Source organism: Lentzea miocenica (assembly GCF_033949945.1).
In the GTDB taxonomy this organism is placed as follows: domain Bacteria; phylum Actinomycetota; class Actinomycetes; order Mycobacteriales; family Pseudonocardiaceae; genus Lentzea; species Lentzea miocenica.
Genome location: NZ_JAXAVW010000017.1, coordinates 126061 through 139942 on the forward strand (window position 1 = coordinate 126061; position 13882 = coordinate 139942).

Genomic DNA, 13882 nt, shown 5'->3' on the forward strand with positions numbered 1-13882 from the left:
CGTTCGCACTGGTCGCGGCGGTCGTTACGACGCTGGTGCTGCTGGCTCTGTCGCTGTAGCGAGGATCCGCTTCGCCACGGCCACCGCACGCGGCTGACGCAGGCGCTCGGCGCACTGGACCGCCTCCTCGCCGTAGCGGATGGCGGTCTCGCGGTCGCCGAGCGCCAGGTGCAGCCGGCACAACTGACCGAGCACTCGGTCCCCCATCCACCGGCGCCTGGCTTTCTTGATCCCCCGCAGGCTCCGCTCGCCGTATCGCACAGCCTCGGCGAGCCGACCCTCCAGCTCTGCGCGGATGGCCAGCACGAACGCCACCTCCAGTTCTCCGGCATGGTCCTCGATCTGGTCCATGGTCCGGAGAACCTCGTCGTCGTCGGCCAGTCCCACGTTGGCCCGGCACAATTCCGCTGCCACGCGAGCCATCTCCAGCGCCTTGCCGGGCATGCCGAACTCCAGCGCTACATAGGCGAACTCTGCCCGCGCAATTGCCTCGCCCCGCCAGTCTGCGCACTCTTGGAAGGCCGGCAGTGAACGTTCGAGGCAGGCAACACATTCGTCGTCACGAGCCAGGTAGTAGTGGGTGAAGGCGATGTCCTGCAACGCTATTGCCGACCGCGGCACGTCATCGTGCTCTTCGAACAACGCGAGCCCTGATTCGAGGTGTGCGAGTGCCTCGTCATTCTGACCCCGAAGCACGTACACGAGGCCCAGGTGGTGCAGTACGTTCGCCTCGTCTGTCGGCGCTCCCGCGACCCGCATCAGCTCCAAGCTGCGTTCGAAGTGTTCCTGCGCCTTGTCGAGCTCGTTGGATTCCCGCGCGATGATGCCGAGCAGCCGGAAAACGGATGCTTGCCCTCGCCGATCACCGATCTGGCGCATCAACTCCAGCGCCTCGTGCAGATGTCGGGCCGGCTGGGCGTCATGGCGGGCTATGTAGGCAGATCCGAGGCCCCGCAAGGCCTCCGCGCGTGCCTTCAGGTCACCGAGCTGGTGTGTGGCAGCCAGCGCGACGTTCTGCAGCTCGATCCGTTCGCGTCCGTGACCGCGCAACAGCAGAAAGATCGCGAGGTGGTGCGGCAACTGCCAGGCGTGCGCGTAGTAGCCTCGGTAGGCCGCCAGGTACACGGCCGCCCTGAGGTTTCTGCGCTCGGTGTCCCACCACTTCACCGCCTGCCGGCCTGTCGCGAGTGGCGGCGGATCGAACGGCCGGTACCGCACGACCGAATCGATCTGTGGGCGGCCCGGCGACATCCGGAACTCCGCCAGGGCCGCGGTGTGCAAGTAGAAGTCGAGGATGCGCAGCACCGCCTCCTCAGCCTCCTCCTGCTCGGCACTGGCCTTCGCGTGCTCGGCCAGGAGGTCGTGGCACCGGTAGCGGCCGTTCTCCATCTGCTGCACCAGATGCACGTCGAGCAGTTCGTCCAGCAGGCGTTCGGCTTCCGCACGCGTCGAACCGATCACCGCGGCCGCGAGGTAGGCGTCCCAGTCCTCGCCCGTGTGCAGGCCGAGCCGCCGGAACAGGCGCTGCTGATCAGGGGTGAGTTGCTGGTACGACAACGCGAACGCCCCCGCGACGCTGCGTTCGCCCGCGGTCAGCTCGGTCAGCCGGTGTTCGGTGAGCCGCCGGGTGACGTCCTGCGCCGTCCACGCGGGCCGGGTGCGCCAGCGGGCACCGACGATCCGCACCGCCAGCGGCAGGTAACCGCAGAGCCGGACGATCTCGCGAGAGTCATCGAGATCCGCCCTCTTCCCGACGATGCCGGTGAGCAGGTCGATCGAGTCCTTTTCGGACAGAACGTCGAGCGAGACGGTGTGCGCGGCGTCCAGGTCCACGAGCCGGCGCCTGCTGGTGACCAGCACCAGACCGGTGCCGGGAAGCAGCGGACGGACCTGGGCGGCGCTGCCCGCGTTGTCCAGCACCACGAGTGCCTTGCGGTGGGCCATTTCCGCTCGCCACCGGGCGGCGCGGGCGTCCAGGCCGTCCGGGATGTCGTAGGCCGGCACGCCGAGCGCGGTGAGCAACGCCAGCAGCGCGTCCGACGGGGTTCGCGGTTCGACGCCCTCGGTGTAGGAGTGCAGGTCGACGAACAGCTGCGCGTCGGGGAACTTCCGGGCGAGCCGGTGGGCAGCGCGGACCGCGAGCGTGGTCTTGCCGATGCCCGCCATGCCGTCGATCGCGGTGATCGCGACGCATCCGGACGGCACTGCGGCGAGGATCTCGTCGAGGTCTTCCGCGCGGCCAGCGAAGTCGGGGATGTCGCCGGGCAGGTCGTTGCGGGACTTCGGCCGGTTGTCGGCCGTGAGCACCTGCTGGTGGGCCTTCTGCAGGTCCTTGCCGGGGTCGAGGCCGAGCTCCTCGGCGAGCCTGGTGCGGATGTCCTCGTAGGCCTGCAACGCCTCGGTCTGCCGGTCGCAGCGGTGCAGCGCCACGATCAGCTGCGCCCACATCCGTTCCCTGGTCGGGTTCTGGCCGGTGAGCGTGCGCAGTTCGGGGACGAGCCGCTCGTGCTTGCCGTTGCGCAGATCGGTCTCGATGCGCGCTTCCAGTGTCGCGAGGTACTTCTCGGTCAGCGCGGGCAGGTGGTCGCGTTCGAGCGCGTCGCTGCCGATGTCGGCGAACGGGCGGCCGCGCCACAAAGCCAACGCCTGCGGTGGTTCCAGCTGGTCGAACCGGTGGACGTCGACCTCGTCCGGCCGCACGTCCAGCAGGTAACCGCCGGGCTTCGTGCGCACGAGGTCGGGCCGGCCGAGGTCCTCGCGCAGCCGGCCGACGGTGGTCTGCAGGGCGTTGCGCGAACCACCGGCCAGCTCGACCAGTTCGTCGATCCCGACCACCTGACCGGGACGCAGCAACAGCGCGGCGAGCACCACCCGCCGTTTGCCGGGCGGGACGTGGACGCGGTGCCCGTCGAGCACCACGTCCAACGGCCCGAGCAGGCCGAACGATCTCACTTCCACTGACCCCAGTGGACCATCTCGTCGAACGGCAAGCGCTTGCGCGTCCGCGGCGAAGCACCCTCGGAGACGCCTTCCTCCGCGGGGTGGCCGATCGCGATCATGCCGATCGGCGAGTAGATGTCCGGCACGCCGAACTCCGCCCGCAGCGCCGGCCACTCGTCCTTGCTCGTTCCGAAGAACACCGCGCCGAGGCCCTCGTCCACGGCGGTCTGCAGGATCAGCAACGACGCCATGCCGGTGTCGATGTCCCAGTACGGCACCGGCCAGTTGTCCTCGGCCCGGTCCGTCCAGCCCTTGTCGGCCTGCGCGTACCGGTCGAGGTAGACGTCCTTGGCCGAGAACGGGATGACGACGACCGGCGCCGACTTGACCTCGTCGGCGGCCCACCACTCGAACTTCTCGGCGAGCCGCTTGAGCTGTTCGCCCTGCAGCACCAGGAACCCCTGCCCCTGCGAGAACCCGGCGGACGGGCCACGCACGGCGTTGCGCATGATCCGCTGGATGCTCTCGTCGCTGACCGGTTCGCTGGTGAACCTGCGCACCATCTTCCTGCGCCGGACGACATCTTGGAACTCCACGTCAACCTCCCCCAGATAGAGACCTCGACCGTATCAGCGACCGAGGCGTCCTACCTGGGCTGCCACCCCGGCCCTGGACCGCACCTCCAGCTTGGCGAAGATCCGCGACAGGTGTCCTTCGACGGTCTTCTCGGCCATCCGGAGCTGCCGGGCGACCTGGCGGTTCGTCAGGCCCTCACCGACGAGCTGGGCGACCTGGCGTTCGCGTGAGGTCAGCGCGTCGAGCCCGTCCTGGGCCGGGATCGGCGCACCGCAGGCGGCCAGCAACTCCTGTGCGCGGCGGAGTTCGGCCTCGCCCTCCGCCCGTGCGCCGAGGGAGACGAGCGCGGCACCCCTGGTGAGCCGCGCTCGTCCCTCCTCGAGTTGCTGACCTGCCGCGTCGAAGTGGCGCACGGCCTGGGCAGCTCGTTGCCCGGCTTCCGCGTGCTCGCCGCGTGCCTGGTGCACCTGGGCCCACGCCAGGTCCGCGAACCCGAGGCAGCCCGGCAGTCCGGCCCGCTCGGCACTTGCAGAGGCGTGCTCGGCCCATTCGGCGGAACCTGTTGCCTGCACGAGAAGTTCGTACATCTCCGGGCGGTAGGCGGGCGGCACCTTGGGCAGTTCCGCGCCGCCACCTGCCGAGAGGATCTCGAACGCCGCCGCGTCCTTCTCCCCCGCCGCGAGCAGTGCGTGGCCAACGCGGATCCGGGCGATCGTCGGATGCCAGCCCTCGATCGCGCGAGCCACGTCGACGGCTCGGCGCGCCACCTCCAGCCCGGTGACGTAGTCGCCTCGCAACGTGAGCAGCCACGAGTGCACCGACAGCGTGAGAGCGTGCAGGTCCTTGCTACCACTGAGAAACGCCGCTTCGGCCGCCTCCGCCGCGCCCTCGCAGGCTTCTTTCAGGCATCCGAGCCAGCGCAACGCGTTCGCCGCGCCGAGCAGCAGGTTGCCGAGCACGTGGTGCTGCCCGGTCGAGTGGGCGACGGCGAGAGCGCGTTCGTAGTGCCTCAAGGACTCTCGGAAGCGGCCGAGCCGCAGTTCGCTCCACGCCAGCCAGACCACGGACTCCAGTCTGCGGGCCACGTCCTGGTCCGTCGCACCGTCCACAGCGGACGCGGCGGAGGTGAGCCGGGACGCGTCGCCGTCCGACAGCGAGGCCACCGCGGCCGCGCCGGCTTCCAGGACCGCGTCGCCCTCGCGTTGCGCGATCTCACGAACGTCCGCCAGCAGGGAGGCGATCGTCTCGGCCGATTCCATGACCTGCAGCAGTGACACCGACAGCACGAGCTTCAGCACCGCGTTGTCCTGCGCGGATTCCAGCTCCCGTGCCGCCAGCGCCCTGACCTCGGCGTGCAGGCCGAGCGCACGTTCGACGTGGGCGCAGAAGGCCACGACGTCGAGCCGTTGCGGATGGTCCTTGGGCAAGACGTTCAGCAGGTCGTGGACTGCGGTACGACTGTCGTTGAGACGTCCGGAAAGGCCGAGCGCGCGGGCGTGCCCCCAGCGCAGTTCCCACTCGTCGTCGGTGCTCAACGCCAGCGCCGTCGCGTACCACTGGGCCGCGGTCGCCGGAGCCTTGTGCATCACGGACTTCGCGGCGGCCGACAGGATGCCGACGGCGTGCCGATCCCCTGGTGTCGCGGCCAGTTCGACGTGGTGGGCACGGGCTTCCGCTGGTGCGCCAAGGCGTTCGAGCACCTTCGCGGCTCTGATGTGGGCCTTGTGCCTGGTGGCGACCGGGGCCGAGTGGTAGGCGGCGTTGCGGACGGTCGGATGCCGGAAGTGGTAGGCGCGCTGGTCGTGCCGGACCAGGTCGGCGGCGATGAGGTCGTCCAGCGCGGTGAGGGCGTCCTCGACGTCCAGGTCCGCGATCTCCGCCAAGACACCGGCATCGAACTGGTCGCCCATGACGGCCGCGACCTGCAACAACCTGGCCGTTCGCGGTGCCAGGACGGACATCTCGCCTCTCAGCGCGGCCTGCAGCGCCTCCGATCCACCCGCGAGCGTCTCCAGGTAGAACGGGTTGCCGCCGCTCTCCTCGTACAGCGCCTTGCTGACCGGCGCTTTCAACAGTTCCGCGGCTTCCGGCCTGGTGAGCGGGCCGAGTTCGACGACCGGCAGACACTGCATCTGGAGCTGCCGCGGCCGGAACCCGCAGGCGATCTTGGTGTGCGGCGGCCGATGCCGGATCAGGTGGTGGAGCAGGTCCATCGACGCCGCGTCCGCCCAGTGCAGGTCGTCGAGCACCAGCAGGACGTCGCCGAGGTCGTGCAGCAACGACCTGATCTCGCGGTGCAGCCGGTGCCTCCCGGTCGCGGTGAGGTCGGCGCCCAGGTCGAGCGTCCAGTGTTCGCCGAGCGCGTCCACGAACACGCCGAACGGGATGCTGCGCTCGAACTCGCCGATCCGCCCGGCGAGCACGCGCGGGTGGTGCGCGGCGAGGGCGCCGAGCAACGTGGACTTGCCCATGCCCGGATCACCGGCCAGGGCCACGGCACCGTCGTTCAGGTGCCGGGTGAGCTGCTGCCATTCGCGGTCGCGGCCGACCCGAGGGGTTTCCCTCGTTGTGGCCGCGATCGGGTCGCTGACAATCTGAGCCGTCACGGTCCGCAGCCTGCCGACGGCGTGCACCGTTTCCGCACCGTCGGCGCATTTGCGCTGCTAGTGTCGTTTTTCGTGCGATTTCGTGTGCTGGGTCCACTCGACGTCTCCCCTGGTGAGGTCGTGGGCCCGCGCAAGCGCAAGGTCCTCACCGCGCTGCTGCTCAACGCCGGCCGCGTGGTGAGCGTCGACCAGCTGACCGCCGCCGTCTGGGACTCCGAGCCACCGCGGACCGCCGCCCGTCAGATCCGCAACACGACCACGTCGTTGCGCCGCGACCTGGTGGCGGCGGGTGCTCCGGACGGGGTGATCACGGCCGGCGGGCCGGGGTTCGTGCTGGACCTGGCGGGGTGCTGGTTCGACCTGGCCGAGTTCGACCGGCTGGTGGTCTCCGATCCGGCCGGCGCGCTGGCGTTGTGGCGCGGTCCCGCGTTGGACGGGCTGGGCAGCGCGGCGCTGGCCCCTGCCGCCGAAGCCCTGGACGCGCGGCGGCTCGCGACCCTGGAACTGCGCATCGGCGCGGATCTCGACTCCGGTGAGGACGTGCTGGAGGAGGTTCGCGCGCTCGTCGCCCTGCACCCGTACCGCGAGACCCTCGTCGCTTTGCTGATGCGGTCCTACTACCTGGCCGGGCGTCAGGCCGATGCGCTCGCCGCCTACCAGCGCCTGCGTGATCTGCTGGACGCCGAGCTGGGTGTCGTTCCTTCTCCGGCTGTCCGCTCGCTCTACGAACAGATCCTGCGCCAGGACCTGGACACCGGTGTGTCCGGTCCACGTCAGCTCCCTCCGCCTTCAGACCTGTGTGGACGGTCGGCGCTGATGGCCGAGGTGGTTTCCGCGCTGCCGGTGGTGGTGCTGACCGGGCAGGGCGGCGTCGGGAAGTCCGCGCTGGCCGTGCGGGTGGCGCATGATCTCGCTGCTCGCTACCCCGGCGGTCAGCTGTACGCCAAGCTGCTGGGGACTTCCGCCTTCGAGGTGCTCGGCCGGTTCCTTCGCGCGCTGGGCGTGCCGCCCGCCGAGGTGCCCGCTGATCTGGACGAACGCGCCGCCGTCTACCGCTCGCTGCTGGCTTCGCGCCGGGTGCTGGTCGTGCTGGACGACGCCCTGGACGAACGTCAGGTCCGCCCCCTGCTGCCCGGTTATCCCGGCTCTGCCGTGCTGGTGACCTCACGCCGGTCGCTGGCGGCGCTGCGCGAGGCCCGGCACATCGTCGTTCCCGTGCTGGACCTGGACGACGCGACAGAGATGCTCGCGGAGTCCGGTGACGTCTCGTCGGCCCGGTCACTCGCTGTCCTTTGTGGACGCCTGCCGCTGGCCTTGAGCGTGATGGCTGCCCGCCTGACCCGCCCGGACATGACCCCGGCCCGGTTGCTGACAAGGCTCGTGGGCCAACGCGCGTTGCTCGACGAGCTGGCGGTCGGCGATCTCGACGTGCGCGGCAGCATCGCACTGAGCTACCGGGCCCTGTCCCCCGCCGCCGCGCTGGCGTTCCGCCGCCTCGGTCTGCTGGGCGGCGTGACGATGCCGGCGTGGGTGCTGGCCGCGTTCGCCGACCAGCCGTGGGAGGCCGGCGAACGCCTGCTCGACGATCTGCTGTCCTGCCACCTGGCCGAGCCGGCGGGTGTCGACGAGGCAGGCCAGTCGCGTTTCTTCCTGCACGACCTGGTGCACGAGTTCGCGTCCGAACTCGTCGTCCAGGAGTCCGTGGCCGACCGGCGCGCCGCCGTGACACGCCTGGTCCACGGCCTGCTGGCGTTGGCCGCCACCGCCGACGACCGCCTGGGCCACGGAACCGTGCTGTCCCACGCCCTCATCCCGGGCAACGCCCCCGGCACGGCGCTGGAGCTGGCGAGCACCCGCCCGTTCGACTGGTTCGAAGCGGAACGCGAGGTCCTCGTCGCCGTCATCCAGCAGGCCGCGTCCTTGTCACTGGCCGACGAGGCCTCCGAACTGGCCGTGCGCACCCGCTCGTTCTTCTCGGTGCGCCAGTACTTCGCCGAGGGCGAGGCCGTCACCCGCGCGGTGATCGACTGCCTGCCCGGCCCCGATCCGCGCAAACTCGTGAACATCCGCGCTTTGTTCGCCCTGTACACGCAGCAGGACCGCAACGCGGAACTCCCGGCCCTCGCCGCCGAGGCGCAGGCCATCGCGGGGCAGGTCGGCGATCCGCTCGGGATCGCGGAGGCGCGCTGGCAGGTGGCCGCGACCGCTGCCCGATTCGGTCAGCTCTTCGAGGCTGTCGCTGCTTTTCGTGTGTGCGCTGGGGAGTTCGCTACTTGCGGCACTCCGGTTCACGACGCTTTGACGCGGTGGGGGCTCGGGATCGCGCTGGCCGATCTCGGTCTGCCTGAGGCTTCGGTGGTCTTGAAGTCGTTCCTGGCTGATCCGCCGTCGCGCCTCACGTCGATGGGGTTGAAGGAGTACGCGGAGCTGTTGATCGACGCCGGTCGGCCCGGCGAGGCGGTGGAGACGCTGGAGGTCGCTCGCTCGGCGATCCTGGAGATGGACGATCGGCCTGGGCTCGCGCACCTCGACGTGGTGCACGGGTACGCGGACTTCGTGGCGGGGCGCGCTGATGTGGCGGTTTCCCGGCTCCGGTCCGCTTTGGAGGTGCTGCGGGAGCACCGTGATCCGCAGGGCACGGCGGTGGCCCTGCGGCGGCTCGGTGACGTGACGGGGGATCGCGCCTGCTGGGAGGAGGCAGCGGAGATCTTCCGCCGGATCTCGCTGCCGTTGGAGCTGATGCGGACGTTGGTGCGGCTGGGCGAACCCGAGGGTGAGCGGCTGCTCGCGGAACTCGGGCTGCCGCGGGCAAGCTTGCGCAGGAGTACCCCCGAAAGCCGCGCTGCTGCCCGAAACTGGGGCCAGGGTTGAAGGCAAGGGCGTCTGCAAGTACCACCAACCTGACGTCAGCAGGCCTCCAACTACACCCAACTCGCCGACGCACCGCCGACGCACCGCCGCCGGCGGCGTCAGTTGGGTGTAGTTACGGGCGATCTGATCAAGTGTTGGTGGTACTTGCAGATGCCCGACAACCACGGTGGGCCGCGGCCGGTCAGAGTCGCCGCAGCCCCGCCAGCACCCGCTCCAGCAGCGCGCTGTCCGGCCGAACCTCCCCGTAGGACGACGCGGTCCGGTGCACATCGATCAACCCGTGCGAGGCCATGTCACCGAGCAGCACCTTGGTGACCCCCAACGGCAGCCCGCGCAGGGCCGCGACCTCGGCCACCGACCGCGGCGAGTGGCACAGGGCCAGCACGTCCTGGTGTTCCGGGCGCACGGCGGTGGCCGAGCGCTCGTTCACCGACACCAGGGTTTCGATCTCCAGGTGCACGTCGGACGTGGTGCGGCCGCCGGTCCACGCGTAGGCCCGCACGATCGAGGACGACGTTTCCATCGACGTCTCGATCGACGGCAGTGGCGGGACCGGCTCGAAGGGCAGCGTGGCGTACGGGTCCGGTTCCGGTGGGGGTTCCGGGGCGCGCTGGGCCTTCTTCTTGCCGCGCTTGCGGATTCGTTCGCTGTCAAAGCTGAAACCGCTGATCAGGTCGCCGAAGTTGACCTGCTCGTCGGGATCTCCGTTCATGCCAGCTCGGCCCGCAGTTCCGGCGTGAGCAGCTGGCCCACTTGGCGCACGACCACCGTCATCTCGTACGCCACCTGTGCGACGTCAGAAGAAGAGGACGCCAGCACCGCGAGGACCGAGCCGTCGCTGATCGACGACAGCAGCATGACGCCGCGATCCATCTGCACGACCGTGCGGACCACTGCCTCGCCGGCGAAGCACTTGGAGGCCGACTCCGCGAGGGAGACCACGCCGGCCACGATCGCCGCGAACTGCGGGGCGACGTGTGCGGGCAGCTTCGTGGACGAGATCAACACCAAGCCGTCGGCCGAGATCACCACGGCGTGCTCGATGCCTGGTGTGCGTTCGGCGAAGTTGGTGACCAGCCAGCCGAACTGGTCCACCTGCGTGCTCATCGACTCTCCTGGTGGTCGGGAAGGCCTCGCTGCACACCGCGCTGGAAGGCGTCGAGGAAGCCTCGGGCCGATTCCGGCGTCTGGCGTGCGGGCGCGGGGGGAGGCGGCGGTGTGGCGGCGGGAGTCTGCTGGAACCAGGACGCCTGCTGCCGCTCGATCGCTTCCCCGCGGAAAGACTCCCAGGACTCCTCCCGTCGTGGTGCCAGTTCGGCCGGAACCAACACGATCGCGCGAGTCCCCTTGCCCTGTTGGGCATCGAGACGTACCACGATCTGGTGGCGTTCGGCGAGCCTGCCGACGACGAAGAGTCCCATTTCACGAAAGACCTGGACGTCCGCGCCCTCGCCGGCGGCCTCGAGACGGTGGTTCACGATCGCGAGCGCCTCTGGGTCGATGCCGATGCCGTGGTCGACCACGTCGATCTGCACGATGTCGCCCGCCTCGATCGACGCGCTGATCGAGACCTGGGTGTGCGGCGGCGAGAAAGCCGTTGCGTTGTCAAGAAGTTCGGCCAGCAGCCGGACGAGGTCGCTTGCCACATAACCGACAACTTCGGCACCGGGCGCCGTGTGCACCATCACCCGTTGGTACTGCTCGATCTCCGCGGCCGCCGCGCGCAGCACGTCGGTCAGCGGGATCGGCCGGGTGAACCGCCGCGCCACGTCGCCGCCGGAGAGCACCATGAGGTTCTCGTTGTTGCGGCGCATGCGGGTGGCGAGGTGGTCGAGCTTGAAGAGGTTCGCGAGCTGGTCCGGGTCCTCCTCGTACTTCTCCAGCTCCTCCATCAGCTTGAGCTGGCGTTCGACGAGGCTCTGGCTGCGCCGCGAGAGGTTCACGAAGATGTTGCGCATGTTCGCGCGCATGCCGGCCTGCTCGATGACAGACCGGACGGCCTGCTGGTGCACCGCGTCGAACGCGCGCGCCACCTGGCCGAACTCCTCGGTCGTCTCCACCGGCACCGGCTCGATCTCGGTGCTGCCGCGTCCGGTTGCCACCATTTCGGGAAGTTTGTGCCACGCCACCTCGAGGGCGGAGCGGCGCAACGCGTTCAGCGAGCGCAGCAGGTAGCGGCCGACGACGAACCCGATGGTGCCGGCCAGGATCAGGCTGGCGAACAGGATCGCGGACGCGGTGCCGGCGGCGTCACTCGTCTCGTCGCGCAGACGGTCGGCGGTGGCGCGCAGGTCGTCCTGCAGACCCGTCACCACGGTGCCCATCGACGTCACGACAGCGCCCGTCGCGTTGCTCCAGTCCGCCGCCGCGATCGGCAACGGCCTGGGCTTGGCCGCGTTGTTGTTGCCGGAGTTGTTGCCCGAGTTGTTGTTGCCCGCGTTCGAACCGTCCGAGGTCGGGTGCAGCACCGCGGCGGCCAGCATCGTGCGCTGCGCCTCGATGTCCGGGCCGTTGAAGTTCTTGCCGTAGGTCTTCATCTGCTCCGGCGTCGCGAGCGCGGCGAACTCGCCCGCGATGTAGCCGAGCTTGACGTTCGACTCGACCAGCGACCGCACCTCGGCGTTGGTCAGCTGGCCGCGGGTGAGCCCGGACAGCACGACCGCCTGCTGGTAGAGGACCTGGTCCCGCACGTGCACCACGTGGTGCAGGCCCATCGCCGTGCGCAGCAGCGCCGCGTCGCCGAACTCGCTCGCGATCACCTCGTCCACGTCGAGCATCGAGTCGGTGAGCTCGCTGTACGCCTTGATCACGGCCGGCACGTCGTCGGTCCGCTCGCGCAACGCGCCCAGATCGCCGACCCTGCCCTGCACGTCGTTCATGCGGGCGGTCACGACCTCGCTGAGCGAGGTCTTCGCGATCTGGTCGCGCAACGCCGCGCGGGCGTCGTCGGTGCGCTTGACCTGTTCGGCGAGCAACTGCGGGCCGACGCCCTCCGCGACGATCCGCCGTTCCGACTGCACGCCCTCGATCACGGGGATCAGGGCGGCGCGGACCTTCACCAGTCGCTGGAGCGCCGCGTAGGACTCGGCGCGTTCCATCTGGGAATTGATCTGCAACACGCCGGAGCCCACCGCGATGGTGACCGGAACGATCAACACCGCGGCGAGCTTCACCGGCAGGCGCCAGTTGCGCCAGTTGACGAGCGCGTTGAACATCAGACGAAGAGCTTGGCCGCGTTCAGGAAGAGCCGGTACAGGCCGTACGCGAGCGGGAGACCCACCCACAGCCACGCACCGATCAGCAACAACGTGCTCGATCGGCTTTCTTGGGGTGAGCTCACTTCTTCACCACGCCTTCCGCCTCTTCCTTGTCGGCCGACTCTGCGACGTCCACGGCCTCGGCCTCGTTCCACTTGGCGACCGTGGCCTCGTCATCGCCCTTGGGCGAGGGCTTGTCGGTCTCCTCGACGGCCTTCGGCTCGTGGAACTTCGGGTTGACCGGGCGGATCAACTCGTTCGCGACGAAACCAACGACCAGCAGCGAGATCATGATGTAGAACGACGTCGCGTACAAGTCAGGCCCGACATGTCCGGCCTTCTTGCCCGCGTCCGCGATGGCGTTGACGATCAGCGGCCCGAGCACGCCGGCCACCGACCACGCGGTCAGCAGGCGACCGTGGATCGCGCCGACCTGGTAGGTGCCGAACAGGTCGCGCAGGTACGCCGGCACGGTCGCGAAGCCCGCGCCGTAGAACGACAGGATCACCATCGCGGCGACCACGAACAGCGGGGTGCTGCTCGGGCCGAACGTCAGCAGCACCAGGTAGAGCAGCGCGCCGACACCGAGGTAGAGGCGGTAGATGTTCTTGCGCCCCACGATGTCCGAGGTGGACGACCAGACGAACCGGCCGGCCATGTTGGCGGCGCTGAGCAGTGCCACGAAACCGGTGGCCGCCGTCGCGGCGACCGGCGTCGAGGACTCCTTGAAGAAGTCGACCAGCATCGGCGCGGCCTTCTCCAGGATGCCGATGCCCGCGGTGACGTTGAAGCACAGCACGACCCAGAGCAGCCAGAACTGCGGCGTCTTGATCGCGTTGTTCGCGGAGACGTTGAAGGAGACGGTGCCCTTCGGCTTGTCCTTCAGCAGCGCCGCCTTCTCCTCCGTGAACTCCTTGGAGGGCAGGCGGATCAGCAACACGCCGACGCTCATGAAGACCGCGTAGACGATGCCGTGGATGAGGAAGGCCTTGCCGATGCCCGACGTCGAGGTGTTGCCGAACGCCGTCAGCATCGAGGTCGACCACGGTGACGCGATCAACGCTCCGCCGCCGAAGCCCATGATCGCGATGCCGGTCGCCATGCCCGGCCGGTCGGGGAACCACTTGATCAGCGTGGACACCGGCGAGATGTAGCCGATGCCGAGACCGATGCCGCCGATCAGGCCGTAGCCCACGACGACGACCCAGTACTGACCGGCCCACACGCCAACGGCCGAGATCAGCAGGCCGGAGCAGAAGGCGATCAGGGACATCAACATCGCCCAGCGCGGACCCCTGCGCTCGACGGTCGTGCCGAGCACCGCCGCCGACAACCCGAGCATCACGATGCCGAGCTGGAAGGGCAGTGCGGACTGCGTTCCCGTGATGCCGAGCGATTTCTCCAGCGGCGTCTTGAAGACGCTCCAGGCGTAGGCCTGACCAATGGAGAGATGAATCGCCAGTGCAGCGGGCGGAACGAGCCAGCGGTTCCATCCGGGAGGCGCGACTTGGCGTTCGCGCGCTAAGAACCCCACTTTATCCCCAACCGTCACCAAATACGCGGACCGATCGATCCTAGGCCAGGTGCACACGTGCGACAACGGCCTGGACCAGCTCAACTCTGTTGCACTGC

8 protein-coding genes and 1 pseudogene are annotated in these 13882 nt (G+C 69.3%); 1 reads left to right on the forward strand and 8 read right to left on the reverse strand.

Features of this window, described 5'->3' with window-relative positions; all coding sequences use genetic code 11:
• Nucleotides 1–24 precede the first annotated feature (24 nt).
• From SK803_RS21820 to SK803_RS21830, 3 genes are read right to left on the reverse strand one after another with little or no spacing between them, the layout of a single operon-like run.
• Nucleotides 25–2958: an AfsR/SARP family transcriptional regulator gene (locus tag SK803_RS21820; RefSeq protein ID WP_319967890.1), complete on the reverse strand. Its 2934-nt coding sequence runs from the start codon at nucleotides 2956–2958 to the stop codon at nucleotides 25–27.
• On the reverse strand, nucleotides 2949–3536 hold the full coding sequence (locus SK803_RS21825) for a nitroreductase family protein (protein WP_319967891.1): 588 nt from the start codon (nucleotides 3534–3536) through the stop codon (nucleotides 2949–2951). Before SK803_RS21825 ends, SK803_RS21820 begins: the two co-directional genes overlap by 10 nt.
• Nucleotides 3537–3569: 33 nt before the next feature.
• Nucleotides 3570–6122: an ATP-binding protein gene (locus SK803_RS21830; protein ID WP_319967892.1), complete on the reverse strand. Its 2553-nt coding sequence runs from the start codon at nucleotides 6120–6122 to the stop codon at nucleotides 3570–3572.
• Between the two features lie 72 nt (nucleotides 6123–6194).
• Here SK803_RS21830 and SK803_RS21835 point away from each other — a divergent pair, with 72 nt between their 5' ends.
• Nucleotides 6195–8993 carry an AfsR/SARP family transcriptional regulator gene (locus tag SK803_RS21835; RefSeq protein WP_319967893.1) on the forward strand — a complete coding sequence of 933 codons (2799 nt, stop codon included), beginning with the start codon at nucleotides 6195–6197 and terminating at the stop codon, nucleotides 8991–8993.
• Nucleotides 8994–9174: 181 nt separating this feature from the next.
• Here SK803_RS21835 and SK803_RS21840 read toward each other — a convergent pair whose 3' ends face one another.
• The 5 genes and pseudogenes from SK803_RS21840 to SK803_RS21860 all read right to left on the reverse strand — a co-directional run.
• Nucleotides 9175–9705, reverse strand: a complete 531-nt coding sequence (locus SK803_RS21840) for a DUF742 domain-containing protein (protein WP_319967894.1) — start codon at nucleotides 9703–9705, stop codon at nucleotides 9175–9177.
• The gene (locus SK803_RS21845) at nucleotides 9702–10100 is read right to left on the reverse strand and encodes a roadblock/LC7 domain-containing protein (protein ID WP_319967895.1); all 399 of its coding nucleotides are present in this window, start codon (nucleotides 10098–10100) and stop codon (nucleotides 9702–9704) included. Before SK803_RS21845 ends, SK803_RS21840 begins: the two co-directional genes overlap by 4 nt.
• Complete coding sequence (locus SK803_RS21850) at nucleotides 10097–12208, reverse strand: sensor histidine kinase (RefSeq protein ID WP_319967896.1); 2112 nt, start codon at nucleotides 12206–12208, stop codon at nucleotides 10097–10099. Before SK803_RS21850 ends, SK803_RS21845 begins: the two co-directional genes overlap by 4 nt.
• The gene (locus SK803_RS21855; protein WP_319967897.1) at nucleotides 12208–12333 is read right to left on the reverse strand and encodes an MFS transporter small subunit; all 126 of its coding nucleotides are present in this window, start codon (nucleotides 12331–12333) and stop codon (nucleotides 12208–12210) included. Before SK803_RS21855 ends, SK803_RS21850 begins: the two co-directional genes overlap by 1 nt.
• 125 nt (nucleotides 12334–12458) lie before the next feature.
• A pseudogene (locus SK803_RS21860) lies at nucleotides 12459–13784 on the reverse strand (OFA family MFS transporter); the annotation flags it as partial.
• Nucleotides 13785–13882 lie beyond the last annotated feature (98 nt).